This window comes from Flavobacterium sp. (assembly GCF_013822155.1).
Classification (GTDB): domain Bacteria; phylum Bacteroidota; class Bacteroidia; order Flavobacteriales; family Flavobacteriaceae; genus Flavobacterium.
On record NZ_PNJW01000045.1, the window covers coordinates 1 to 25,680 of the forward strand.

The 25,680-nt window shown below is 33.4% G+C and carries 22 protein-coding genes and 1 pseudogene; 8 read left to right on the top strand and 15 right to left on the bottom strand.

Annotated features, from left to right (window positions below; translation table 11 throughout):
- Positions 1-88: 88 nt before the first annotated feature.
- Positions 89-2,278 (bottom strand): radical SAM protein, encoded by a 2,190-nt coding sequence (locus tag C0512_RS11030; protein ID WP_290861523.1) that lies wholly within the window; start codon positions 2,276-2,278, stop codon positions 89-91.
- A gap of 98 nt (positions 2,279-2,376) precedes the next feature.
- Between C0512_RS11030 and C0512_RS11035 the strand changes: the two genes are divergently transcribed.
- The 3 genes from C0512_RS11035 (at position 2,377) to C0512_RS11045 (ending at position 8,565) form a co-directional block, all read left to right on the top strand.
- Positions 2,377-6,393, top strand: coding sequence for a T9SS type B sorting domain-containing protein (locus C0512_RS11035; RefSeq protein WP_290861525.1), 4,017 nt, complete (start codon positions 2,377-2,379; stop codon positions 6,391-6,393).
- A gap of 77 nt (positions 6,394-6,470) precedes the next feature.
- A complete protein-coding gene (bshC, locus tag C0512_RS11040) occupies positions 6,471-8,069 on the top strand; it encodes a bacillithiol biosynthesis cysteine-adding enzyme BshC (protein WP_290861527.1) in 1,599 nt (532 codons plus the stop codon).
- Between the two features lie 76 nt (positions 8,070-8,145).
- Positions 8,146-8,565, top strand: coding sequence for a nucleoside-diphosphate kinase (locus C0512_RS11045; RefSeq protein WP_290861529.1), 420 nt, complete (start codon positions 8,146-8,148; stop codon positions 8,563-8,565).
- Between the two features lie 69 nt (positions 8,566-8,634).
- On the opposite strand, the gene C0512_RS11050 is transcribed toward C0512_RS11045, so the two are convergent.
- Entirely contained in the window at positions 8,635-10,113 is a 1,479-nt protein-coding gene (locus tag C0512_RS11050) for a helix-turn-helix domain-containing protein (protein WP_290861531.1), read from the bottom strand.
- Positions 10,114-10,337: 224 nt separating this feature from the next.
- Between C0512_RS11050 and aceB the strand changes: the two genes are divergently transcribed.
- Complete coding sequence (gene aceB, locus C0512_RS11055) at positions 10,338-11,918, top strand: malate synthase A (protein ID WP_290861533.1); 1,581 nt, start codon at positions 10,338-10,340, stop codon at positions 11,916-11,918.
- A gap of 80 nt (positions 11,919-11,998) precedes the next feature.
- Positions 11,999-13,276, top strand: a complete 1,278-nt coding sequence (aceA, locus tag C0512_RS11060; protein ID WP_290861535.1) for an isocitrate lyase — start codon at positions 11,999-12,001, stop codon at positions 13,274-13,276.
- A gap of 59 nt (positions 13,277-13,335) precedes the next feature.
- On the opposite strand, the gene C0512_RS11065 is transcribed toward aceA, so the two are convergent.
- Positions 13,336-13,632, bottom strand: a complete 297-nt coding sequence (locus C0512_RS11065) for a DUF721 domain-containing protein (RefSeq protein WP_290861537.1) — start codon at positions 13,630-13,632, stop codon at positions 13,336-13,338.
- Positions 13,632-14,051: a lipocalin family protein gene (locus tag C0512_RS11070; protein WP_290861539.1), complete on the bottom strand. Its 420-nt coding sequence runs from the start codon at positions 14,049-14,051 to the stop codon at positions 13,632-13,634. Before C0512_RS11070 ends, C0512_RS11065 begins: the two co-directional genes overlap by 1 nt.
- A gap of 111 nt (positions 14,052-14,162) precedes the next feature.
- Between C0512_RS11070 and C0512_RS11075 the strand changes: the two genes are divergently transcribed.
- Entirely contained in the window at positions 14,163-15,236 is a 1,074-nt protein-coding gene (locus C0512_RS11075) for a serine hydrolase (protein WP_290861541.1), read from the top strand.
- Here the strand turns inward: C0512_RS11075 and C0512_RS11080 are convergent.
- From C0512_RS11080 to C0512_RS11130, 11 genes are all read right to left on the bottom strand, one after another.
- A complete protein-coding gene (locus C0512_RS11080) occupies positions 15,233-15,532 on the bottom strand; it encodes a hypothetical protein (protein WP_290861543.1) in 300 nt (99 codons plus the stop codon). The genes C0512_RS11075 and C0512_RS11080 overlap by 4 nt on opposite strands.
- Positions 15,532-16,485, bottom strand: a complete 954-nt coding sequence (ftsY, locus tag C0512_RS11085; RefSeq protein ID WP_290861545.1) for a signal recognition particle-docking protein FtsY — start codon at positions 16,483-16,485, stop codon at positions 15,532-15,534. Before ftsY ends, C0512_RS11080 begins: the two co-directional genes overlap by 1 nt.
- A 98-nt stretch (positions 16,486-16,583) precedes the next feature.
- Positions 16,584-16,736, bottom strand: a complete 153-nt coding sequence (locus tag C0512_RS11090; protein WP_290861547.1) for a DUF4295 domain-containing protein — start codon at positions 16,734-16,736, stop codon at positions 16,584-16,586.
- Positions 16,737-16,744: 8 nt separating this feature from the next.
- A complete protein-coding gene (rpmG, locus tag C0512_RS11095; RefSeq protein WP_290861549.1) occupies positions 16,745-16,927 on the bottom strand; it encodes a 50S ribosomal protein L33 in 183 nt (60 codons plus the stop codon).
- A 24-nt stretch (positions 16,928-16,951) separates the two neighbouring features.
- Complete coding sequence (gene rpmB, locus C0512_RS11100; protein ID WP_112087259.1) at positions 16,952-17,188, bottom strand: 50S ribosomal protein L28; 237 nt, start codon at positions 17,186-17,188, stop codon at positions 16,952-16,954.
- A 74-nt stretch (positions 17,189-17,262) separates the two neighbouring features.
- Positions 17,263-18,510 (bottom strand): CinA family nicotinamide mononucleotide deamidase-related protein, encoded by a 1,248-nt coding sequence (locus C0512_RS11105; RefSeq protein ID WP_290861552.1) that lies wholly within the window; start codon positions 18,508-18,510, stop codon positions 17,263-17,265.
- A 230-nt stretch (positions 18,511-18,740) separates the two neighbouring features.
- Positions 18,741-19,085 (bottom strand): histidine kinase, encoded by a 345-nt coding sequence (locus C0512_RS11110; RefSeq protein ID WP_290861554.1) that lies wholly within the window; start codon positions 19,083-19,085, stop codon positions 18,741-18,743.
- 3 nt (positions 19,086-19,088) lie between these two features.
- Positions 19,089-19,700 (bottom strand): fumarylacetoacetate hydrolase family protein, encoded by a 612-nt coding sequence (locus C0512_RS11115; protein ID WP_290861556.1) that lies wholly within the window; start codon positions 19,698-19,700, stop codon positions 19,089-19,091.
- A gap of 41 nt (positions 19,701-19,741) precedes the next feature.
- Positions 19,742-20,518 (bottom strand): 3'-5' exonuclease, encoded by a 777-nt coding sequence (locus tag C0512_RS11120; protein ID WP_290861558.1) that lies wholly within the window; start codon positions 20,516-20,518, stop codon positions 19,742-19,744.
- Positions 20,519-20,666: 148 nt separating this feature from the next.
- Positions 20,667-22,025 (bottom strand): dihydrolipoamide acetyltransferase family protein, encoded by a 1,359-nt coding sequence (locus tag C0512_RS11125; RefSeq protein ID WP_290861560.1) that lies wholly within the window; start codon positions 22,023-22,025, stop codon positions 20,667-20,669.
- A 127-nt stretch (positions 22,026-22,152) separates the two neighbouring features.
- Positions 22,153-23,322, bottom strand: coding sequence for a glycosyltransferase family 2 protein (locus C0512_RS11130; RefSeq protein WP_290861564.1), 1,170 nt, complete (start codon positions 23,320-23,322; stop codon positions 22,153-22,155).
- Positions 23,323-23,421: 99 nt separating this feature from the next.
- Here C0512_RS11130 and C0512_RS11135 point away from each other — a divergent pair, with 99 nt between their 5' ends.
- Positions 23,422-25,278, top strand: coding sequence for an ABC-F family ATP-binding cassette domain-containing protein (locus C0512_RS11135; protein ID WP_290861562.1), 1,857 nt, complete (start codon positions 23,422-23,424; stop codon positions 25,276-25,278).
- Between the two features lie 92 nt (positions 25,279-25,370).
- Positions 25,371-25,680 (top strand): annotated as a pseudogene (locus C0512_RS11140) (hypothetical protein); the annotation flags it as partial.

The window sequence follows — 25,680 nt, forward strand, 5'->3', positions numbered from 1 at the left end:
AAGACAGGGTGTTCTTGAAAGATGAAATTTATAACTATTTAAAAAACAACTAAACTTAACAGCTGAAAGTAAATTTTCAGCTGTTTTTTTATAATGTCAGTAAACCTATTGAACGTAAGGTATTGATTTGTTTAGAATACCAAAACAATTCAAAATCTTCAAAATGCAATTCAAAATCAGATTTGATTTTAGAAAAAGTTACTATTTTATCCCCTGAGATTGAAATTTTTTCTAGCATTTCTGCAAACCAAATGCCTTTTTCTTTTTCTAATGAAATTTCAACCGTTTCAGTTTTAGAATGAAACATCAATTTGACCATTTCCCATGATTTACCTTTTTTAGATTTGGTAAATAGTTCATTCATAGGCTTTGCTCCTATCCAAACAATTTTTGCCGACGGTTTTGTGTTGAATGATTCTTCTTTTTCCAAACATGAAATAATATAATCAGGAGCAACTTTCGTTTTAGGAATTTTAAAATCAAACCATTCTTGCAACTCATAATCAAAACAAATTCCGTGCATAAAATTAAAGAGCGATTTTTTCAGTCCAAAACTGAATTTATCATGATTGATGCCGGTTTTGTCTGTAAACTGAATATCATTGTTGGCAAAAGTAATGTCATTTTGTTGCGGAATTACACCAAATTCTTCGGGAAACATACCAACCGGACTGTGTGCCGTCATGGCAAATTGATGCCAAAACCCGGATTGTAGAATTCCTAATTCAAATAATTGACGAACCATTTCTAAACTATCAACCGTTTCCTGAATGGTTTGTGTAGGATAGCCATACATCAAGTAAGCATGCACCATGATGCCTGATTCAATAAGATTTCGGGTAACTTGGGCTACTTGCTCTATAGTAACACCTTTTTTAATTAGCTCCAATAATCGGTCAGACGCTACTTCCAATCCGCCCGAAACGGCAATGCAACCGGAAGCTTTGAGCAACTGACATAAATCAGCCGTAAAGCTTTTTTCAAAGCGAATGTTGGTCCACCAACTGACTGTTATTTTTCTTCTAAGAATTTCCAAGGCTACTTCACGCATCAATGCCGGAGGAGCTGCTTCATCCACAAAATGGAATCCGTTTTCGTCGGTTTGAGCGATGAGCTCTTCCATTCGGTCCACCAATAATTTGGCTGCGATGGGTTCGTATAATTTGATATAATCGAGTGAAATATCGCAAAACGTGCATTTTCCCCAATAGCAACCGTGAGCCATGGTGAGTTTGTTCCATCGACCATCGCTCCACAAACTGTGCATTGGATTAGCAATTTCAATTACAGAAATATAATTGTCTAATTGCAAATCGGAATAATCGGGTGTGCCGACTTCGGAATGTTTATAGTCGTGTTGGATAGAATTGTTTTTGTAGACTACTTCGTTGTGCTCAAGAAGAAAAGTACGTTTAAAAAGGACTTCGACAAGCTCAGTCTGACAAACTGTACCATAAAGAAGTTCAATCGGTAATTCTCCATCATCCAACGTAATAAAATCGAAAAATTCAAAAACCCGTTTATCTTTTAAATCGCGTAATTCGGTATTGGGAAAACCACCTCCCATTGCTGTTTTGATTGTTGGGAAATTTGTTTTTATGAATTGAGCACATCGAAAGGCACTGTACAAATTTCCTGGAAACGGTACAGAAAAGCAAACTAATTTGGGTTGAATATCCGTTAGTTTCTGGTTTAAAACAGATAACGTAATCTCATCAATATAGGTTGGTTTTTGATTCAATTGATAGTATAATTCGTCAAATGAATTGGCACTTCTGCCTAACCGTTCGGCATACCGACTGAAACCAAAATTTTCATCAACACAAGCCACAATGTAATCGGACAAGTCTTCGAGGTATAAAGTGGCTAAATGTTTTGCTTTGTCTTGCATTCCCATGGTTCCGAAAGCATACTCCATGTCATCCAACTGCTCAAAACGGGATGCTTCAGGCAGAAAATTTCCGGAACAAATTTGACGAGCAAGGGTTGGATTTTTCCCTTGTAAAAATGTAATGACAGCATCGATTGTTTGAATGTAATCTTGATTTAAAGCATAAATCCTTTGACAATTTTCATCAACTTGAAATCTTGAACTTGAAACCTGAAATATTTTTTCTAATCCTTTTTTTGAAAAAATTTCCAAAATTACTTCTATACCTAAATCCATTTGAAAAGAGGAAATGTTTTTGGTGTTTAAAAAACCCTTCAAATAGGCTGTTGCCGGATACGGTGTATTCAGTTGAGTGAAAGGAGGGGTGATAAGGAGGAGGTCTTTCAAAAAGATTTTTTGTAAAAATAAATATTTTTTACATATTAGCTTAATAACTATTCATTAATAAGAAAATAATTATATTTGTAATATTGATACTATTCATTATGAAAGCTTTACTGACTTTTATTTTATTTTTTTCTACTCTACTCATTTCAGGACAGAATAAATCTAGTTCATATGGGTTTATTGAAAATAAAGGTCAAATAATTGATCAAAAGGGGAAACCCAATCCGAACGTAAAGTATCTTCTGAATACAAATGGTTTGAATGTTCAGTTGAGGGAAAATGGTTTTTCGTATGATGTATATGAAGTTAAAAAAAAAGAAATAAATAGTATAATTCCATTAATAGATTTCGAATCAAAAAACCCTATAATTAAATCTAACTATTCCATACACAGAGTAGATATTGATTTTTTAAATACAAATCTAAATACGAAAATTATTGGTGAACAAAAATCGAGTGGCTTTAACAACTATTTTAATTTATTACATAATGTTGAAGGCATCACTCATGTTTATAATTATCAAAAGGTAATTTACAAAAATTTATATGCAAACATAGATGTTGTTTTTTTTATTCCAGATGATCATACTAAAGTTTTTGAATATAATTTTATTATTAAGCCTGGCGGCAAAATTTCCGATATTCAATTTAAAATAAATGGAGTAAAAAACGAATTGTTTAATAATAAAATTAAAATGAATCTTCGTTTCGGACAAATGGATGAAACAATTCCATTAAGCTGGATTGAATTAGATGAATCAAATTCTGAATTAGTTATAAATTATAAAAAAATCAAAAGAAATACTTATGGATTTCAAGGTGAATTAAATTCATCAAGTAATACTATTATTATTGATCCAGTTCCAATACGATTGTGGGGAACATACTATGGAGGTATGGGTTATGAAACGTCAGGCACGTTAAATGTTGACAGTAACAACAATACAATATTGTCAGGAGGTACTGGAAGTACAACTAACATTGCCAGTGCTGGACCTAATATAAGTGGATATGATTCCGGTAGTGCTTATATTTCAAAGTTTGACACCAACGGAGAATTTCTGTGGGGTTCATATTATCCGTTCGGCACCAGTTTGGTTTTAGATAGTCAAGACAATATGTATCTATATGGAAATGTATTAAATATCAACCCCTTTATACCATCACCAGGATGCCATCAACCCTTAAAAGATCAATATAACTCTGGTTATTTGATTAAACTAAATAATTTAGGCATCAAACAATGGGGCACTTATTACGGAGGAAATCAAAATGATTATATTAGAGGTTTAAGTGTGGACACAAATGGAAACATATATATTGTTGGAGAAACAAATAGTACTGATAATTTTTCAACACCAGGAGCTTTTCAAATGGAAAAAGCATCTCCAGGATACCTTTCGACAGGTTTTATTGCAAAATTTGATTCTATTGGAACTAGAATATGGAGTACCTTTTATGGAGGTGAATTAGCAGATGGCTTTACAGCATGTTCCATTTCTTCCGATGGTCACCTTTATGCTATTGGTGTTCATAATTCGATAAATGCTAGTAGTAATATTACAACGCCTGGATCTTATCAACCAGCAGCTACTCAATTTGGTGGTATGATTGTTAAATTTAATTTAAATGGAAATAGAATCTGGGGAACTTTTATTGCAGATAGAACATATCTTTTTGGTGCTTGCTTAAAAGATGATTACATAGTTATTTACGGGAGAGGAATAAATAATTATGGATTAGGTACACCAGGAACAATGCACGAAAACTTTGTTGAACCTCTACCGCAAGGATCAATTCTTTCTTCGGGGAATAATTATACTATCATCAAGTTTAATCTTCAAACACAGCAATATATTTGGGGGACATATTTCTTTGAACAAATATTATCTTTAGATTTAGATTCATCTGGTAATATATTTTTTTCAGGATATACCGGTATAAATAATGGACTTACCACTCCAGATGCATTTATGCCAATAAAAACTAACTATCAAAAATCCTATTTAATAAAATTGAATCCATTAGGACAAAAAATTTGGGGAACTTATTATGGAGGAAATTTAGCTGAACAAATGTGTGTAACTAAAATTGATTTAAATAATGATATCTATTTATATGGAAATACTAATGGAAGTACTACCGGAATTGCTACTGACGGAGCCCATCAATCAACCCTTGGCTCAAACCCTGATACCTATATAGTAAAGTTCAGAGACTGTCTTTCCTCAACCAATGTAACCAGTAATACACCAACCTGTATAGGAAGTAATCTTGAACTGATTGCAACAGGTGGTACTAATTATCTATGGACTGGTCCAAACGGGTTTACTTCTACGTTGCAAAATCCTGTAATCTCAAATGTAAATTCTAGTCATAGCGGACAATACAGTTGTGAAATAACAGGAACAGTAGATTGTGATAATACAGTAACTATTGACGTTTTTGTTGGAGATACTCAAGCTCCAGTACCCAATCTTTCTAATTTACCAGTCATAAACGGTGATTGCAATACAGTAATTACAAACATTCCAACTGCGAATGACAATTGCTCTGGAATAATTATCGCTACTACAACTTCTTCTTTAGATTTTTCAACTTCTGGTAATTACACCATTACATGGAACTATGATGACGGAAATGGAAATACCTTTACTCAGACTCAAAATATTGTTATAAATCCCATAGCTACTCCCATCGGAAATAGCCAACAAACATTTTGTATCCAAGATAATGCTACTTTAAATGATTTTTTAATTAATGGTCAAAATATCACTTGGTATGACAGTCAATCCAATGGAAATAGTTTAGCTAACAACACTATTTTACAAAATGCAGTTACTTATTATGCTTCTCAGTCAATTAACGGATGTGAAAGTAATCGAATTGCAATTTTAGCCATTATCAACAATACTCCTCCTGTAACAGGAACAATAAATCAAAATTTCTGCAGTACAGAAAATGCCACTTTGCAATCAATTGTTGTCAACGGAACAGCTATACTTTGGTATGACAGTATCACGAGCACAACACCTCTTCCTAATTCAACTATACTCATTAATAACACAACCTATTATGCTACACAAACGCTCAATGGCTGTGAAAGCAACATTAGATTAGCTGTTACAATAAATTTAATCAACACTTTAAATGCTACTAATTATAGTGAATTAATATGCGATGATTTAAATGATGGAAAAGAAATTATTGATTTAACAAGTTATAATACAGAACTAATTGCTTCTAACGGAAACATTTTTAACTATTACAATTCATTTAATGGTGCTGAAAATCAAATTACTTCAGAAGAAATTGCAAACAATACTAACTTTGAACTTTTAATCGGAAATAGAATTATCTATGTTCGAATTGATTCACCGAACACATGCTTTCAAATTGTAGAATTAAATTTAACACTTTTCAGTAAACCAATAATTGAAATAAATGACATTATGCCAATTTGTGATGGAAATAGCATCGTAATAAATGCCGGAAATGGTTTTTACAGCTACATTTGGTCAACAGGAGAAACAACACCATCTATAATTGTTTCACAACCAGGAAATTACAATGTAACTGTAACAGAAAATCACGGATCATTGATTTGTTCATCTACAAAAAACTTTACTGTCGTATTATCCAATCCTGCAACTATTACAAACATTGAAACAAAAGATTGGACAACTAGTGAAAACATTATTCAGATTGCAGCTTCCGGATTAGGTAATTATGAATATTCATTAGATAATATAAATTTTCAGGATTCAAATCTTTTTACCAATTTGCCAAGTGGAGAATATACCGTTTTTGTTCGAGATAAAAATGATTGCGGTACAGTTGACCAAAAAGTTTATCTGTTAATGTATCCCTTATTTTTCACACCAAATGGTGATGGTTATAATGACAAATGGAAAATTAAATTTTCTGAAATTGAACCTAATTTGACCGTTATAATTTTTGACCGATACGGAAAATTCATCAAACAATTAGGAGCCAATTCTGAAGGTTGGGATGGAACATACTCCGGAAATCTGCTTCCTTCAAACGATTATTGGTTTGTTGTTACCAGAGAAAATGGAAAAGAATACCGTGGTCATTTTTCTTTGAAAAGATAATCTATCTTTTCCTAACCATTTGTTAAACACCTTTTCACTACTTTTATTTTCGTTATTTTTACAAAAATTTAAATCGTATGCCAACCGACTGTATCAGCTATCAACAATCAGGTTATTTTTCTGCTTTAATCAATGATTATCTGAATGAAAAACCAGAGTTGAAAGCCTTGTATCATCGTTTTCCGAACCTGGAAAATTTTAAATTACAGTTGGAAGAAAAAGGAAACAATTTCAATGGCAATGACAATTTCAAGAGAGAAGTTTTAGTTTATGTATTGGAAAAGCAATATCAATCAATTGTTTCATCTGAAACAACATTAAACAACATTAAACTTTTAAACAATTTAAACACTTTCACAATTACAACCGGACATCAGTTGAATTTGTTTACCGGGCCACTTTATTTTTTGTATAAAATTGTTTCGACTATTAATTTATGTAAGCAATTAAAAAGTGAATTTCCCGAACATGATTTTGTTCCTATTTATTGGATGGCAACTGAAGATCACGATTTTGAAGAAATTAATTACTTTAATTTTAAACATAAAAAAATCAGTTGGAATCGAGAAAGTTTTGGACCGGTGGGACGATTATCGACCGATGGTTTAGAGGCTGTTTTTGCTGTTTTTGAATCGGAAATTGGTTTAGGAAAGAATGCGGAAGGTTTAAAAAATTTATTCAAAAAAGCGTATTTAGAACATACCAATCTAGCTGATGCAACACGGTTTTTAGCGAATGAATTATTTTCCATTGAAGGTTTAGTGGTCATTGATGCAGACGACACTAATTTGAAAAAATCATTTGTTCCATATATCAAAAATGAATTGTTGCAGCAAACGGCATTTGCCAAAGTAAATGAAACCACTCCTTTGTTGGAATCGTATTCTGTTCAAGTGAATCCGAGGGAAATTAATTTTTTTTATATTGAAGATAAATTGCGTGAGCGAATTGTTTTTGAAAACGGAAGTTATGCAGTTTTAAATACAAAAATGACTTTTTCAGAAGAAGAAATTTTGACAGAAGTTGACAATCATCCTGAAAAATTTAGTCCGAATGTGTTGTTGCGACCGTTATATCAAGAAGTTATTTTACCGAATTTATGCTACATTGGTGGTGGCGGTGAATTGGCCTATTGGTTGGAATTAAAATCATTTTTCGAAAGTCAGCATGTGACTTTTCCAATTTTGTTACTGCGTAATTCGGTTTTGTTAGCTACTGAAAAACAAGCAGCAAAGGCAGATAAATTGCAGTTAACTTGGAGCGATTTATTTTTAAATCAACAAGAATTATTTAATCAAAAAACCAAATTGCTTTCTGATTTTACGATTGACTTTTCTGCTCAAAAAGATGCTTTGAAAAAACAATTTGAAGCACTACATGAAATGGCTCAAACGACTGATAAATCATTTTTAGGAGCTGTTAAAGCACAAGAAGTAAAACAAATCAGAGGCTTAGAAAACTTAGAAAAACGATTATTAAAAGCCGAAAAAAGAGTTCATCAAGAACAATTAAACAGAATCATTTCGTTACAAAACGAATTATTTCCCAACCAAAGTTTACAGGAACGAAAAATAAATTTCTCTGAGTTTTATGTGGAATTTGGTGCCGAATTAATAGAAAAATTGTTGAAAGAATTAAAACCGTTGGAGCAGGAATTTAAGGTGGTTGTTTTGTAAAAAACTTGAAACCTGAAACTTGAAACTTAAAATAAAAAACCTACCTTTGCACCCGAATTAAAAACAATAAAACAAAATGGCTACAAATAGAACATTTACAATGATTAAGCCGGATGCTGTCGAAAACGGACACATCGGTGGGATTTTAAATATGATTTCAGAGGGTGGTTTCAAAATCGTTTCTTTGAAATTAACTCAATTGACTGTAGCAGATGCTCAAGCATTTTATGCTGTTCACGCTGCAAGACCATTCTTTGGTGAGTTAGTTGAATTTATGACAAGAGGACCGATTGTTGCTGCAATTTTAGAAAAAGATAACGCTGTTGAAGATTTCAGAACTTTAATTGGTGCAACAAATCCAGCTGATGCTGCAGAAGGAACTATCCGTAAAAAATATGCTACTTCTATCGGAGAAAATGCCGTTCACGGTTCTGATTCTGATGAAAATGCTGCCATTGAAGGTGCTTTCCATTTTTCAGGAAGAGAGCAATTCTAGTATTCAGTTTTCAATAAACAATTTGCTAATAAATACAAAATCCCGATCCTTTATTGAATCGGGATTTTTTTAACTGTATTTTTCTATTAACGACTGAACAACTTTATCTATTTTTTCAAAACGTTGTTTACGTTCAATTTTTTTAGGAGGTGCTACTCGCTCAAAACAATCTGAAATTGAACACGTTTCACAAGTAACTCCAACTTTTTTCCTTTTAATAGATTCATCCTCCAAAAACTGTATTTTACTTAATGAATGTGTTGAAATCATAATTCCTAAAGCGATACTTCGGTAATACCCATTTCTAAATGGATCTTTAGTTGCCGATGACAATACAAAATATTCATTATCCGTATGATTATAACTCGATATTTGAGTATCAAAAAGATGATTTTCTTTTGAACTTGGAATCTCACTTAAGGTCTTGATAGAAATCCACCGTCTGCAATAATGTTCGTTATTTTCATTAGCATGCGGCTCTAATAAATTGGTAATATGTAACTCTTTTGTCAACTGAAAATCATTACGTTCAGGTTTATAATTGAATCGCAAGAAAAATAAATTCTTCAAATTAAAATCCTTAGGCAAAACATTGGTCAAACGTTGATAAAAGGTCTCCGGTGAATCAGTAAATTTTGAAATTAAACTTGTAAAATCACTTGGATTGAAGGTCTTTTGCTCAAAAACCAATTTCAATTCTTTCACTAATTCCTTTCTCGGAATCAACAAAGCTCCGGCAAAATAAGAGGCAAAAAAGTTGTTCAAAACCTGATCAAAACTTTCAAATTTTATCCATGAAAATGTATACAATCGATCGCTAATCTCCATATAATTGTAAGCGATTTCTTTTGCATAAATAAACATTCGTTGCGAAATATCTGCACTTTTGGAAATCAACAACGTCTTCGATTTAGGCACAAAAACTGAACGCAAATACACCAACTCCTCATGTTCTGTCAACTCTTCATTATTTATGGTGTAGCCATATTCATCAACCAAAATTTCTTCCAAATCAGCAACGTTCAACTTCTTGGTTAAATCCAACGAATAGGCTTTGGCAAACTTCTCAACTTGCAATTCAATTTCGTCAAAATAATTATTGTTCGCTTCCTGATAGGAACGCAAAGCTGCCAAAAAAAAACTCTCTCTAGTAAGATTGTAATGCTTCGCAATTTCAAACAACGTACTGATAAAAGCGTTCACTTTTACTGGAGCTTCCGCAATAATATCAATCAAATTACTTTCCTTAATTCCGAAAATTTCCAGCGGTATCTCTTTTAAAATTCGAGATTGCAAAATTTCACCAATCGGAGCCAAATTCTTATCCAATTTCAAGGAAACCATTTGGTCATAAGTTGAATCCAATGCCTCCGATAATAGCAAAATTTTATCTCTTTTAGGATATTTTTTCCCTTTTTCAATCTCGTTCAAATACGATTTAGAAAGTCCGGTAACTTTAGCCAAACCAAACAAAGAAAGGTTTTTCTCAGTTCTGATTTGTCGTAATTTCAAACCAAATATCAATCTAATATATTCTTCTTCAATCATATCATTAAGAGCAAATGCTCAGGTTTATCTGTTATCGCTAAATCTTCAACAAAATACTAAAAACAAGCAAGCAAAGTCACTCAAGAAATACTTATGCGTAGACAAATATACAATAAATCAAATAAAAATGAGAAGCTGAAAAAATATTTTTACATTTTAGCGAACGTTCGCTTGTTTTGTATTTATTTATTTTATACTATTGCAATAACAAAAAATATCATCGTATGGAAACAGAAGAAAAAACAACCGTAGAAGTTTTAATATTATCAGAACATCAAAGCATCATAACACCTGAGGCCATGACTTTTTTGAGTTTATTACATCAAAAATTTAATTCAAAACGAATTGAATTATTAAAAAATAGAGAAATACAACAAGAATTATTTGACAAAGGTCATTCTCCAAAATTTCCAAAAGAAACTGAATCTATAAGAAAAGCAGAGTGGACAGCTGCTCCGATTCCGGAAAAATTATTAGATCGAAGAGTAGAAATAACCGGTCCGGTTGACAGAAAGATGGTTATTAATGCTCTAAATTCAGGTGCCAAAATTTTCATGGCCGATTTTGAAGACAGTTGTTCTCCAACCTTTGAAAATCTGATGGAAGGTCAGCAAAACTTGATTGATGCTCTCCGAAAAACAATAACTTTAGAACAAAATGGTAAAACCTATAAACTAAATGATGCAATTGCAACATTGTTAGTTCGTCCAAGAGGTTTGCATTTAGAGGAAAAAAACATAAAAGTGAATGATGAAAATCTTTCAGGTTCCTTAGTAGATTTTGGTTTATACTTTTTCCACAATGTACTCGAATTACAAAAACAAAACTTAGGAGTTTATCTCTATCTGCCAAAAATTGAACACTATACAGAAGCCCGTTGGTGGAATGAAGTATTTGAATTTGCACAAAACTATTTTAAAGTTCCTGTTGGAACCATCAAAGCAACTGTTTTAATTGAAACCATTACAGCCAGTTTTCAATTGGATGAAATCATTTATGAATTAAAAAATCATATCGCCGGATTAAATTGTGGTCGTTGGGACTATATTTTTTCATATATAAAAAAATTAAAAAACCATCCCGATTTTATGGTTCCTGACAGAGATCAAGTAACCATGACCAGCCCGTTCATGAGTGCTTATTCATTAAGAGTCATTCAGGTTTGCCACAAAAGAAATATCCTGGCAATTGGTGGAATGGCAGCACAAATTCCTATTAAAAATGATGAAGAAGCAAACAAAATAGCTTTTGAAAAAGTAAAGGCTGACAAAGAACGTGAGGTTAAAAACGGGCACGATGGTACATGGGTTGCACATCCGGGATTAGTTAGTTTAGCGATGAAAGTATTTGATGAAAACATGCCAACCAAAAACCAAATGCACATAAAACGAGGAGAGTTAAACATCACCGAAGAGCAATTGCTTGAACTTCCAAAAGGTACTATCACCGAAAATGGAGTTAGAAAAAACATCAATGTCGGAATTTTATATTTAGAATCTTGGCTCAACGGAACCGGAGCAGCTGCCTTATATAATTTGATGGAAGATGCTGCCACAGCCGAAATATCTAAAGCACAACTTTGGTTATGGTTAAAAAAAGAAGTAAAATTAGATAACGGAGTTTCTATTTCAAAAACACTTTATGAGAAAATCATCAAAGAAGAATTGGTAAAAATCGAAGAATATGTAGGAGCTGAACGCTTTAAATCAGGTCAATTTGAATTAGCCACAAAACTCTTCTCGAACATGATTTATAGTGAAAAACTAAACGATTTTTTAACCCTTGAAGCTTACAACTTTATATAATAAAACTGCCGAATGCTGTAACATTCGACAGTTTCCAAATAAATAATTAATTAAAATAACTATCTAAACAGTACAAAAGTATGAAAACAGAAGACAGAATTCAAGCATTAATTGCAGATTGGACAACCAACCCAAGATGGAAAGGAATTGAAAGACCTTACACTGCCGAAAAAGTAGTAACCTTGCAAGGTTCATATCAAATAGAACATTCCATCGCTCGTCGTGGTTCAGAAATTCTTTGGAGAAAATTAAACAATCAAGATTGGGTTGCCGGACTTGGAGCTTTAACAGGAAATCAGGCTATTCAAGAAGTTGAAGCCGGTTTAGAAGCCATTTATCTTAGCGGGTGGCAAGTAGCTGCTGATGCCAATATTGCCGGAGAAATGTATCCTGACCAATCTTTATATCCGGCAAACAGCGTTCCAATTGTCGTAAAAAAAATCAACAACGCTTTATTACGTGCGGATCAAATTCAAACTGTAAATAAAATTGAAAATAAAAAAGACTATTTGGTTCCGATTGTGGCTGATGCGGAAGCCGGTTTTGGAGGTAACTTAAATGCTTTTGAATTGATGAAAAGCATGATTGAAGCCGGTGCATCAGGAGTTCATTTTGAAGATCAATTATCTTCTGCTAAAAAATGTGGTCATCTTGGCGGAAAAGTTTTGGTTCCAACTCAAGAAGCTATAAACAAATTGATCGCTGCTCGTTTAGCTGCCGATGTGATGAATGTTCCAAGTTTAATTGTAGCTAGAACTGACGCTGATGCAGCCAACTTAATCACAAGCGATGTTGACGAACGTGATAGAAAATTCATTACCGGTGAAAGAACTCCGGAAGGCTTCTTTTTCGTAAATTGTGGTGTAGAACAAGGAATAGACCGAGGATTATCATATGCTCCTCATGCTGATTTAATTTGGATGGAAACTTCAAATCCTGATTTAGATTATGCCCGAAAATTTGCTGAAGGAATACATGCAAAATTCCCCGGAAAAATGTTGGCTTACAATTGCTCCCCATCATTCAACTGGGCTGCAAAATTATCAGTTCCTGAAATGGAAACTTTTAGAGAAGAATTGGCAGCCATGGGCTACAAATTTCAGTTCATTACGTTAGCCGGATTCCACGCTTTAAATACTTCTATGTTTGAATTAGCATTGGCCTATAAAAAACGTGGAATGGCAGGATATTCTGAATTACAAGAAAGAGAATTTGCACTACAAAAAGAAGGATTTAAAGCGGTAAAACACCAAAATTTTGTAGGCACCAGTTACTTCGACGAAATTCAAAACACAGTTACAGCAGGGCTTTCATCAACAATTGCAATGAAAGATTCTACTGAAAAAGCACAATTTTAGTTTAATTAATTTTTTGTTTTGGTTAATCATGAAAACTCTCTGAAACGGGAGTTTTTTTTTTATCTCAACACTAACTCCTTCACTACATCTTTTCGTAATTCATCGTTGAGCATAATTATGATTTTTTGTTTTCCATGACTGAGTTCTTCACGCAAAACGGAGGAAGTCAACGTAACATAAAGTGTACTTCCTTTCAAAATTACTTCTTTAGTATAAGTATTCACACCATTTCCCATCAAGTCTTTCCATGCTTTCTCCACGTCAATTTTATCCATGCCGGATTGGAGTTTATTGTTTTCAATAAACGCTTTTAGCACATCAGAAATAGTACTTTCGTTACTTAATCGCTTAGCCATTATTTGATAGAAAAAGGGGTAAATCTTTTATAATGATATTCCAAATTCTGTTTGTTTTTCAACACTAAAATACTATCTGTCAAAGTTATAATTTCTTCTTTCCATTGTGTATAAGGTGTTTTATAATGAATTTGAAATATTCCGGAACTGTCTTTGATTTGGATTTCCTCCAACTCATCATTTATCAAAAAAGTTCCATCAAATTGAGGGGTTACTTTTTTTCGAAAACCGACACTTTCTTTCCATTCAAAATAATCTACTGTTTCATTTATTTTGTATTCTTTCTTTTGACCATCCGGTAATTCAACTTTTTGAATTTCCCAATATCCATTTATTTTAGAAATAGATTCAAGAGTTACTTTTTCCTGACAGGAAATAAAAAATACTGAAATAAGTATGGAATAAAAGAAGTGTTTCATCGTTTCAGAAATAAAAATCTAAAATTACAATTAATTTTGGAGGAATAAAAAGTAAATTTGATTAAACCTTTTAAAGAAACAAAAGTCTTAGGTAAGATAAAACTCAGTACCATGAAAAAATATTTTTCCTTTTTGCTAATTTCAATCCTCTTTTTAAATTGCTCTTCAGATTCAGATTCTCCTGAAGAAAACCCATCAGATTCTATGTATTTCCCTCCTATTTCAGGCACAACTTGGGAAACTAAATCGATGGCTGATTTGGGTTGGAATGAAAGCGAAGTACAACCCCTTTTGAATTATTTAGAAGAAAAAAACACCAAGGGATTCATCATTTTGGTGAATGGTCGTATTGTGATGGAAAATTATTTTAACGGTCACAACGCCAATTTACCCTGGTATTGGGCAAGTGCCGGAAAAACATTAACCACTGCAACAATTGGTATTGCTCAACAAGAAGGTTTACTTAGTATCAATGATAAAGTATCTGACTTTTTAGGAATTGGTTGGACATCAGCTCCAACAAATAAAGAAAATTTGATTACTAACAAACATTTACTTTCCATGACATCCGGATTAGATGACACCTTCGGCGATGGCAATGATCCTATTGACCTTCAATATAAAGCAGATGCCGGAACAAGATGGGCCTATCACAATGTATTTGAAAAATTACAAGATGTGATTGCTAATGCCTCAAATCAAACTTTTGATTCCTATTTTACTTCTAAACTTAAAAGTAAAATAGGAATGACAGGATCTTGGATTGAAAGTGATGAATTTAATGTTTACTGGAGTACAACTAGAAGCACAGCCCGTTTTGGTCTTTTATCATTAAACAAAGGCAAATGGAATTCAGAAGTAATTGTTCCCGAAGCATACATGATGGAAGCAATGTCTACATCTCAAACAATCAATAATTCGTATGGTTATTTATGGTGGTTAAATGGAAAAACAAACTATCGTTTACCACAAACACAATTACAATTTCCAGGAAGTTTAATCCCTAATGGACCGGCTGATATGGTTTGTGGACTTGGAAAAAATGATCAAAAAATTTATGTGATTCCAAGTAAAAAAATGGTTGTAATTCGTTTGGGAGATGTTGCAAATCCGGACAATCCAACCTTTGCACTTTCAGGATTTGACAATGAATTATGGCAAAAAATTAATGCTGTAATAAATTAGTTTCCGTATTTATTTTGAAGAAAATAAACCCAATCGTACTCATAATATCGAGTGATAATTATTAAAACGACACCAAGAATAGCAATTGCCCAAGCATATTTTTTATAAATCACGGTATAAGCAGTCCAAATTCCGAAAATCATAAAAGGAATTGCCATAACAACATTTGGAATCATCCAGGCACCACGAACAATTGCTACCGATTTTAATAAAACAAAAAAGAAACAGTATACTGAGACAATCTTGGTTAGGGATACTAAATACTTATTGAAAACTTTAGGCTCTTGTTGTTCCATTATTTAAAAAAAGAGTCTACAAACTCATATTTGTTAAACACTTGAAGGTCTTCGATACCTTCCCCAACACCAATATATTTAACGGGAATTTGGAATTGATCTGAAATCCCAATTACAACCCCGCCTTTAGCTGTTCCGTCTAATTTTGTTACAGCTAAACAAGATACCTCCGTTGCAGCAGTAAACTCCCTAGCTTGCTCAAAAGCATTTTGTCCGGTTGAACCATCCAAAACTAATAACACATCGTGTGGAGCATCGGCTACCACTTTTTGCATGACTCGTTTCACTTTAGTCAACTCATTCATTAAATTCACTTTATTATGCAAACGCCCGGCAGTATCAATAATAACTACATCGGCTCCTTGTGTAACGGCACTTTGTAATGTATCAAAAGCAACAGAAGCCGGATCACTACCCATTTGTTGCTTCACGATTGGCACACCTACTCTGTCCGCCCAAATTTGTAATTGGTCTATAGCTGCAGCTCTAAAAGTATCAGCAGCTCCTAAAACCACTTTATATCCTGATTTTTTAAATTGATAAGCTAATTTACCTATAGTTGTGGTTTTACCAACGCCGTTGACACCTACAACCATAATAACATAGGGTTTTTTATTTGATGGAATATCAAATTCTGTCGCTTCACCGGAATTGGTTTCTGATAATAATCCGGCAATTTCTTCACGAAGAATTTTATTGAGTTCATCAGTACCCATGTATTTATCACGAGCGACGCGAGCTTCAATTCGATCAATAATCTTTAAAGTAGTTTTTACACCTACATCAGAAGAAACTAACACTTCTTCTAAATTATCCAATACATCGTCATCAACAGACGACTTTCCGGCAACTGCTTTGGTTAGTTTTGCAAAAAAGGAAGTTTTAGTTTGCTCTAGGCCTTTGTCTAATGTTTCCTTTTTTTCGGATGAAAATATTCGTTTGAAAAAACTCATATTCTGATTTTTTAATATTTTTTATTCTGAGAACAAATATAAAAATAAAAAAGCTACTCTCAAGGAAAGTAGCTTTTACTATAATGCGGTAAAGTAAATTATTTCTTAGTTAAGAAAGAATCTACTAGCTCAGGAGCCATTACAGATTCAACAAAAGTATAAGCTCCTGTTTTTGGAGATTTTACCATTTTAATGGCTTTTGTTAATCTTTTTGACGCTGTTTGTAACGTTGCTACGGTTTTCTTTGCCATTTCTTATCTTATTTAATTTCTTTATGAATAGTTACTTTTTTCAAGATAGGATTAAATTTTTTAATCTCTAATCTGTCCGGAGTATTCTTTTTGTTTTTCGTTGTAATGTAACGAGATGTTCCCGGAACACCTGAGTTTTTATGCTCTGTACACTCTAAAATTACCTGAATTCTATTGCCTTTCTTTGCCATTTTTCTTTATTTTTTAGAGTTGAATTAAGATATAAAACCTTTTGCTTTAGCGTCTTTCAACACAGCAGCCAACCCTTTTTTGTTAATCGTTTTAATTGTAGACGCTGCTACTCTTAAAGAAATCCATCTGTCTTCTTCAGCAAGATAGAAACGTTTTTTAACTAAGTTCACAGAAAATTTTCTCTTAGTTTTGTTCATCGCGTGAGAAACATTGTTTCCTACCATCGCTCTTTTACCTGTAAGGTCACAAACTCTTGACATTATGCTTATCTTTTATCGTTATTCAAAATCAGGGTGCAAAGAAACAAAAAAGTAATCTATTACACAAACAAATTTTAGTAGTTTTTTAAAATTTCTTTCAGAAGCATTTCAAGTCCTTTATTTACTGCTCTATCAATCACTTTTTGACGCGGTTGACCAAAGTTAAATTGCTCTGAAAAAACTCCGTTTGGAGTTGCTATAGCTACACAGACTGTTCCCAAAGAAGCATCAGCATCTCCTTTTGAAGGCCCTGCATTTCCAGTAGTTGCAACGGCAAAATCAGACCTCAAAACTTTCTGTACACCTAACGCCATTTCTTCTGCAACTTGAGCACTCACCACAGAAAAAGCATCAATTGTAGTTTGTTTCACGCCAAGTAAGGAAACTTTAGTATCTGTTGCATAAGAAACAATACCACCTCGAAAATAATTGGATGAACCGGAAATTGAAGTAATTATTTCGGATATTTTTCCACCTGTACAACTTTCGGCGGTGGAAAGTGTAAGCCCTTTTTGGGATAATAATTCTCCTAAAACCACTTCAATACTTTCATCTTCTTCAAAGCCTACGATGATATCGCTAATAATTTCAACTAGCTTTTCTACTAAATCATTAATAGTTGTTTGCAATATTTTTTCATTTGAACCTCTTGCCGTTAAACGCAAACGAACACGTCCTGGGCTAGGTAAATAAGCTAATTTCACAAAACCGGGCAAATTATCTTCCCAAGATTCAATACGTTCCGCTACAATGCTTTCACCTTGTCCGTAAGTTAGAATCGTTTTGTGCAATATGTAAGGTCGTTTAAATTCACTTACAATTTTCGGAACAAGTTCATTGGTGACAATAGCTTTCATCTCATAGGGAACACCGGGTAAAGAAACAAAGACAGTCTTTTCTTTAGTCATCCACATTCCGGGAGCGGTCCCGAATTGATTTTGCAATACAATTGCTTTTGAAGGAACTAAGGCTTGGTCACGATTAACTTGAGAAACATTAAAATTCATTTTAGAAAAAAGTGCTACAATGTGATTTTCTACTATTGAATTTCGCAGCAAAGTATCCTGAAAATAATCACAGAATGTTATTTTAGTTATATCATCTTTTGTTGGCCCCAAACCACCTGTAATAATGACAAAGTCTACTTCATTCTGCACCTTTGCAAAGGTTTCTAAAATGTGGCTTTTATCATCGCTGATGGAAATCATTTCATGTACTTGAACGCCAATTTTCTCCAATGATTTAGCTATAAAACCGGAATTGGTGTCGGTAATTTGTCCGATAAGAATTTCGTCGCCGATGGTGATGATAGTTGCTTTCATTTTTTGAGGTGCTGAGTTGCTGAGCGACTGAGATTTTTATTTTGCTAAATCACTCAGCTACTTAGGAACTCAGTGTCTCAGCTACTCTTCTAGCCCGGATAGTAGCGAAAAGCCCGGAGCTAAAAAAACTAATTTTTCTTGGCAAAAAAGAGCGACCAAGGGAAGCTTCTTTTTGGCTTAGAAAAATAGGTTTTTAGTGAGGACTTGAAGCGAATAGCCGGAATAGCTTCTTATAAATCGAAATCTTTATTTATTTCTTTGACGGCTTTTTCAACTTGGTCTTCAATTGACTTAAAAATTTCTTTGATTTCTTTGCGTTTTCCTTCACGTTTTGTCCATGCTTCTACCTGAAGAATTTCTTCATAAGCAACATTCATTCCTAATAGATCAAGCGTTGGCTTAATTTTGTGAGCGTAGCTATAGGCTAATTTGTGATTTTTTTCCTCGATGCCTTGTTTGACAAACTTTAAATCCTCCGGAATTTCGCTAACGAATAAGGTAATTATCTGTAAAACGAACTCGGGGTCGTTGTCTGAAAGTGCATACACTTTGGCTAGGTTGTAGTTTAATGCCATTTTTTATTTTACTTGAATTCGGAATAATTTTTTTTCTTCAATAAATCCTTCTAGGATATCGTTTGGTTTTATTTTGGCCACACCTTCGGGTGTTCCTGTAAAAATAATATCGCCAATTTTAAGTGTAAAAAACTGAGAAACATAGGCTATAAGCTCATCAATTTTCCACAACATGTGGCTCGTGTTCCCTTTTTGAACGGTAACTCCGTTAGATTTCAATTCAAAATTAATACTTTCTGTGGAACTGAAATCTTTTTTCGATAAAAAGTTACCAATAACCGCTGAACCGTCAAAAGCTTTGGCTTTTTCCCATGGTAAACCCTTCTCTTTTAATTTTGCTTGAAGGTCGCGAGCAGTAAAATCTATACCGAGTCCGATTTCGTCATAATAATTAGAAGCAAACTTAGTATCGATGTATTTGCCAACTTTGTTGATTCGAACTAAAATTTCTACTTCATGGTGAATATCGTCACTAAACTCAGGAATCACAAATGGATGTTGTTTAAGCAAAATAGCACTATCCGGTTTTAAAAAAATGACAGGTTCATCGGGACGCTCATTTTGAAGCTCCTCAATGTGTTTGGCATAATTTCTTCCGATACAGATTATTTTCATTTTTTTTCTGAGTTACTGAGAAGCTAAGTTGCTGAGTTTTTCTAATTCAATTTATTATTTAATTTTCTGAGTTTAATTGCTGTGAGTACTTTTTTAGTGTAAAGCGGAAAATCTGCATTTTGAATCCAACCAAAATAGCCCGGTTCATCTTCCAATACCTTTTCTACTAAAGCTCCTTTATGTTTTCCGAAAGAAAAAATTTCTTGCCCTTTGTCATTTAATGCAATAAATCCTGCAAAGTCAACTGATTTTTTTCGGGTAGTGAACTCTGAAAGCGATTTCATATCGTTTTCCAATTCGGGGTATCTTTCTAATTGAGCTTTAAGAATTTCATAGGTTGCCATCGTATCAGCCTCAGCAGAATGAGCATTTTCAAGTGATTTCCCGCAATAAAATTTGTATGCAGCACTTAACGTTCGCTCTTCCATTTTATGGAAAATAGTTTGCACATCGACTGAAACTTTGCTTTTCATGTCAAAATCGACTCCAGAACGCAACAATTCTTCAGCTAATAATGGAATATCAAATCGATCCGAGTTAAACCCTGCTAAATCTGAATCTTTAATCATCGTATAAACCTGACCGGAAAGCTCTTTAAAAGTAGGTTCATTTGCTACTTTTTCATCTGTAATTCCATGTACTTGTGTGGACAAAAAAGGGATTTTCATTTCCGGATTTACCAACCATGTTTTACTTTCTTTGTTTCCGTTGGGATATACTTTAAAGATTGAAATTTCTACAATTCTGTCTTTTGCAACATCAACACCTGTCGTTTCGAGGTCAAAAAAGCAGATGGGTCTATTTAATTTAAGTTCCATTTTAAAATTTTAGGAGAGCAAATATAAGGGATTGAAACGACCTTTAGTGGGTTGTTTTCGTTTTTTTAAAATACTTTTAATAAATAAAATTAAAAAACCCTTTCAGAGTTCAAAACACTAAAAGGGTTAATTTTTATATGAAAATAATCTAAAATTCTCTGTTTTCACTGAAACCTTCTAGATAATCTGCTACTCGTTTGACGAATTGTCCACCCAAAGAACCATCTACCACACGGTGATCATAACTGTGAGACAAGAACATTTTGTGTCTGATTCCGATGTAATCTCCGGTTGGAGCTTCAATAACAGCCGGAACTTTACGAATTGCTCCTAATGCTAAAATCGCCACTTGAGGTTGGTTAATAATCGGTGTCCCAAAAACGCTTCCAAATGTTCCAACGTTGGTAACTGTATAGGTTCCACCTTGAATTTCATCTGGTTTTAATTGATTAGTTCGAGCTCGGTTAGCCAAATCATTCACGGTTTTGGTTAATCCGACAAGGTTTAGCATATCTGCATTTTTGATAACAGGAACGATTAAGTTTCCGTTTGGTAATGCCGCAGCCATTCCTAAATTGATGTTTTTCTTTTTGATGATGTAATCGCCTTCAACCGAAATATTAATCATTGGGAAGTCTTTGATGGCTTTTGCCACGGCTTCCATAAATATTGGGGTGAAAGTTAGCTTCTCGCCTTCTCTTTTTTCAAAAGCATCTTTAACTTTATTTCTCCAATTCACAATATTAGTTACATCCACTTCAATAAACGACTGTACGTGAGCCGAAGTTTGTTTAGAAGTGGTCATATAACCGGATATCAATTTTCGCATGCGGTCCATTTCAATAATTTCGTCTTGACCGTTTACGGAAACAGGGATTTTTTTCTCTGGAGTTGGTTCTGTTTTTGGTCCCGAAGTTTCGGGATTAACTTTCACATCTGCCTTTGGAGTTTCGACAGCAACAGTTTCAACTTTTGGAGCTACTGCAATCGGTTGATTTGTTCTGTCTTTTACGTAGGCTAAAATATCATCTTTGGTTACACGACCTTCCTTACCGGAACCTTTAATGGTTTCTAATTCTACAAGTGAAACACCTTCTTCTTTAGCAATATTTTTTACTAAAGGAGAAAAGAACTTTTCGGATGAAGAAAAATCAACTGCAATCGGAGTTGTTTGCACAGCTTCTTTTGCAACCTCAATGGTTTTTTCAATTTCAACAACTGCCGGTGAAACTTCAACTTTTGGAACTTCAATTGAAGCACTTCCGCCTTCGGTATCAATAATAGCAATTGTTTGTCCTACTTTGACAACATCGTCAACATTGAAAAGTATTTCAGTAAGTGTTCCCGAAACCTCAGATGGAACTTCACTATCTACTTTATCGGTAGCAATTTCCAAGACTGCTTCGTCAACTTCAATTTTATCTCCTACTTTTTTAAGCCAATTAGTGATGGTCGCTTCCGCAACACTCTCTCCCATTTTGGGCAATTTCAATTCAAATTTTGCCATATCGTTAACCTAAAGGTTTATTTTGTGTATCAGTTTGCGAAATTAATAAAAAAAGGATTGATTTTATTAATTATCAATAAAATTATTCTCCATCAAAAATCGATTATAATATCAATGTCAAAAGTCTTCAATTTTCAATCATCACTACTTCACCTCTATCATTGCTACTATTACTACCAATCATGAAATCACTAGAATTGGGAATAATCTTGAAAGTTATTCTTTCATTTTTAAATTCTTCCATTGCGGAAATAATATTTGAAAAAGATAAGTTATTCTGATCAAAAATCACCTCAACATTTGTATCTGTTCTTTTCAACATCGAAGGTAATTCATTTTTGAAAGACGTTGAAAGGAGTTTAACATTTTTTCCTAACAATTTTTCGAGTTTTTCTTTTAATAACTCATTTTCGGAAATTAAAACATAATTGTCAATTCTTCTATTGGGAACTCCCTTTTTATTTTTCTTTAAAAAAACAAAAAAGAAACTTCCAACTTTCATAAAAACACTAAAAAAAGCTGATTTTTTAAAATGCTTTGAATAAAAATAATCCATGGCCTCTTGAAAACGTTTCATGTAGGTACCGTCTTTCATCGTGCTTTCACCTTTGTAGTGTATCACTGAAGTTTCGCAAAAATAATAGTTCATTTTACCGGATTTCAACAAGCGGTAACTCAAATCAATATCGTCGGAATACATAAAACAGTTCTCATCAAATCCGCCAACTTCAATGTATAAATCACGTTTCATAACCATAAAAGCTCCAACTAAAATTTTAACATTTCCGGATTGATTTTCGGTTAGATGTTGAGCATAATATTGATTGAACATTCGAACTTTTGGAAAAAATTTATACAACCCGAAGATTTTTGTAAATGCCACCCAAGGAGTTGGAATACCACGTTTGCTTTCAGGTAAAAATTTTCCGGTGCCGTCGATGAGTTTGCATCCTAATATTCCGAGTTGCGGGTTGCGGGTTGCGGGTTCCGTGATTAGGATTTTGGTAAAAGTATCTTCTGCGACTACTGTATCAGGGTTAAGAATGCAAATGTATTCGCCTTTTGCTTCAGCTACTCCGATATTATTTCCTCTTGGAAAACCGGTGTTTTCTTTATTTTCAATGAGTTTGATGTTCGGAAAACGGGTTTTCATCATCTGACAACTTGCATCTGACGAATTATTATCTACCACAATGATTTCGCCGTCAATATGTTGCAAAGCAGCCTGAACACTAAGCACACATTGTTCGAGAAAAAAACGAACGTTGTAATTAAGGATGATAACGGAAAGTTGCATGGGACAAATATAATGGGAAAATCTGTCAAATTGAAAATCTGTCAAATTGAAAAACTTTACAATCTTTAAAATAGTACTTTTGCAAAAAAAAATATTCTTGTGAATTACCTCTCAGTAGAAAACATATCAAAATCATATGGTGAACGCGTGTTATTTGAAAATATATCTTTCGGCATCAACAAAGACCAAAAAATAGCTTTTATCGCCAAAAATGGTTCAGGAAAAACAACCATTATGAATATCATTAATGGTTTTGACGAACCGGATACGGGTCAAGTGGTGGTTCGTAAAAACATCCGAATGTCTTTTTTGTCGCAAAAACCAAATTTGCAAGATGAGTTGACGATTGAAGAAAGCATTTTTGCATCGGATAACGAAACACTGAAAGTTATTGAGCAATATGAAAAAGCTTTAGAAAACCCGGAAAATGAAGAAGCCTATCAAAAAGCTTTTGATTTGATGGACCAACACAATGCCTGGGATTTTGAAACGCAATTCAAACAGATTTTGTTTAAATTGAAGTTGGAAGATTTTAAATTGAAGGTTAAAAGTCTATCTGGTGGACAAAAAAAGCGTCTTTCGTTAGCCATTATTTTGATTAATCGACCGGATTTATTGATTTTGGATGAGCCAACCAACCACTTGGATTTGGAGATGATTGAATGGCTGGAAAGTTATTTTGCCAAAGAAAATATTACGTTGTTTATGGTGACGCACGACCGTTTCTTTTTAGAACGAGTTTGCAATGAAATCATTGAATTAGACAACGGAAAATTATACCAATACAAAGGAAATTACTCCTATTATTTAGAGAAAAAAGAAGAGCGAATTGCTTCGGAAAACGCCAGTATTGACAAAGCTCAGAATCTTTTTGTGAAAGAATTGGCTTGGATGCGTCGTCAACCGAAAGCGAGAACCACCAAATCGAAATCTCGTCAGGATGATTTTTATGTGATTAAGGAAAAAGCCGAAAGTCGCAGAAAAGAAAATGTGGTAGAGCTGGAAATAAACATGGAGCGAATGGGAAGCAAAATTATTGAGTTGCATAAACTATTCAAAAAATTCAAAGATCGAGTGATTTTGGACAATTTCTCCTATGATTTTCAACGTGGCGAACGCATTGGTATTATCGGTAAAAACGGAACAGGAAAATCGACTTTTTTGAATATTCTAACCAAAACTATTTTACCTGATGCCGGAAAAGTGGTGATTGGTGATACGATTAAAGTGGGTTATTATACGCAAAGCGGCATCAACCCAAAACCGGGTCAGAAAGTGATTGATATTATTAAAGAATACGGCGAATATATTCCGCTCACGAAAGGAAAAATCATTTCGGCTTCGCAATTGTTGGAACGTTTTCTTTTTGATGCGAAAAAGCAATATGATTTTGTAGAAAAATTGAGTGGTGGCGAATTGAAAAGGTTGTATTTATGTACGGTTTTGATTCAGAATCCGAACTTTTTGATTTTGGATGAGCCAACAAACGATTTAGACATTGTGACGTTGAATGTTTTGGAAAGTTTTTTATTGGACTTTCCGGGATGTTTATTAGTGGTTTCACACGATAGATATTTCATGGATAAAATTGTTGATCACTTATTTGTTTTTCGTGGAGATGGTGAAATTGAAGATTTTCCGGGTAATTATTCCGATTTCAGAGCCTATGAAGACAGTGCAGATGTCGCGTTGAAAGAAGAAAATAAAGCTGATAAAAAAGCGTGGAAGCAAAATAATTCGACAGGAAATTTATCATTTAACGAACAGAAAGAATTTCTAAAAATTGAACGTGAAATCAAGGATTTGGAATTTGATAAAAAGCAAATCGAACAATTGTTTGCCGATGGAAAAGTAGCCGATGATTCAATTGAGATAAAAGCAAATGAGTTGCACGTAATTATTAAAAAATTAGAAGAAAAGGAAGAACGGTGGTTTGAGTTGAGTTCGAAAATGTAATAAATTAATTTTTGCTTTCATTTAAAATAAAAAACAATCTTGTTACAATTTTTCATAAGAAAATTCGTTGTTTATTAATACAAAAAATGAAAATGAAAAACTTCTTCATTATTGCATCTCTGATTATTATTAGTTTAAATAAAATTAATGCCACAACTCAGAGACCTGATTATCTAATTGTTGAAAATGACACTCTAAAATTACATTGTAATCCGCTTGAAAGTTATTTTGAAAAAAATCCATTTCCAGATGATTTAAGAATTTTTAATTCAGGTTTATGGAGAAGTTATATTGCATTCTTTAAAATTGTTAACAACAAACTAGTAGTTGAAAATTTATATCAACCTAGTTACCTAGAAAATGAAAAAGGAGAACATTATGAAAAATTAGTTTCAATCTGGA

Bases quoted from the DNA above. Each gene is read 5' to 3' on its own strand.
- C0512_RS11070 (WP_290861539.1), bottom strand. From the start codon at position 14,051: ATGAAACACTTCTTTTATTCCATACTTATTTCAGTATTTTTTATTTCC.
- C0512_RS11120 (WP_290861558.1), bottom strand. From the start codon at position 20,518: ATGGAACTTAAATTAAATAGACCCATCTGCTTTTTTGACCTCGAAACG.
- C0512_RS11065 (WP_290861537.1), bottom strand. From the start codon at position 13,632: ATGGCTAAGCGATTAAGTAACGAAAGTACTATTTCTGATGTGCTAAAA.
- rpmG (WP_290861549.1), bottom strand. From the start codon at position 16,927: ATGGCAAAGAAAGGCAATAGAATTCAGGTAATTTTAGAGTGTACAGAG.
- C0512_RS11080 (WP_290861543.1), bottom strand. From the start codon at position 15,532: ATGGAACAACAAGAGCCTAAAGTTTTCAATAAGTATTTAGTATCCCTA.
- aceA (WP_290861535.1), top strand. From the start codon at position 11,999: ATGAAAACAGAAGACAGAATTCAAGCATTAATTGCAGATTGGACAACC.
- C0512_RS11130 (WP_290861564.1), bottom strand. From the start codon at position 23,322: ATGCAACTTTCCGTTATCATCCTTAATTACAACGTTCGTTTTTTTCTC.
- C0512_RS11035 (WP_290861525.1), top strand. From the start codon at position 2,377: ATGAAAGCTTTACTGACTTTTATTTTATTTTTTTCTACTCTACTCATT.
- aceB (WP_290861533.1), top strand. From the start codon at position 10,338: ATGGAAACAGAAGAAAAAACAACCGTAGAAGTTTTAATATTATCAGAA.
- C0512_RS11045 (WP_290861529.1), top strand. From the start codon at position 8,146: ATGGCTACAAATAGAACATTTACAATGATTAAGCCGGATGCTGTCGAA.
- bshC (WP_290861527.1), top strand. From the start codon at position 6,471: ATGCCAACCGACTGTATCAGCTATCAACAATCAGGTTATTTTTCTGCT.
- C0512_RS11110 (WP_290861554.1), bottom strand. From the start codon at position 19,085: ATGGCATTAAACTACAACCTAGCCAAAGTGTATGCACTTTCAGACAAC.
- rpmB (WP_112087259.1), bottom strand. From the start codon at position 17,188: ATGTCAAGAGTTTGTGACCTTACAGGTAAAAGAGCGATGGTAGGAAAC.
- C0512_RS11105 (WP_290861552.1), bottom strand. From the start codon at position 18,510: ATGAAAGCAACTATCATCACCATCGGCGACGAAATTCTTATCGGACAA.
- ftsY (WP_290861545.1), bottom strand. From the start codon at position 16,485: ATGAGTTTTTTCAAACGAATATTTTCATCCGAAAAAAAGGAAACATTA.
- C0512_RS11090 (WP_290861547.1), bottom strand. From the start codon at position 16,736: ATGGCAAAGAAAACCGTAGCAACGTTACAAACAGCGTCAAAAAGATTA.
- C0512_RS11075 (WP_290861541.1), top strand. From the start codon at position 14,163: ATGAAAAAATATTTTTCCTTTTTGCTAATTTCAATCCTCTTTTTAAAT.
- C0512_RS11050 (WP_290861531.1), bottom strand. From the start codon at position 10,113: ATGATTGAAGAAGAATATATTAGATTGATATTTGGTTTGAAATTACGA.
- C0512_RS11115 (WP_290861556.1), bottom strand. From the start codon at position 19,700: ATGAAAATAATCTGTATCGGAAGAAATTATGCCAAACACATTGAGGAG.
- C0512_RS11125 (WP_290861560.1), bottom strand. From the start codon at position 22,025: ATGGCAAAATTTGAATTGAAATTGCCCAAAATGGGAGAGAGTGTTGCG.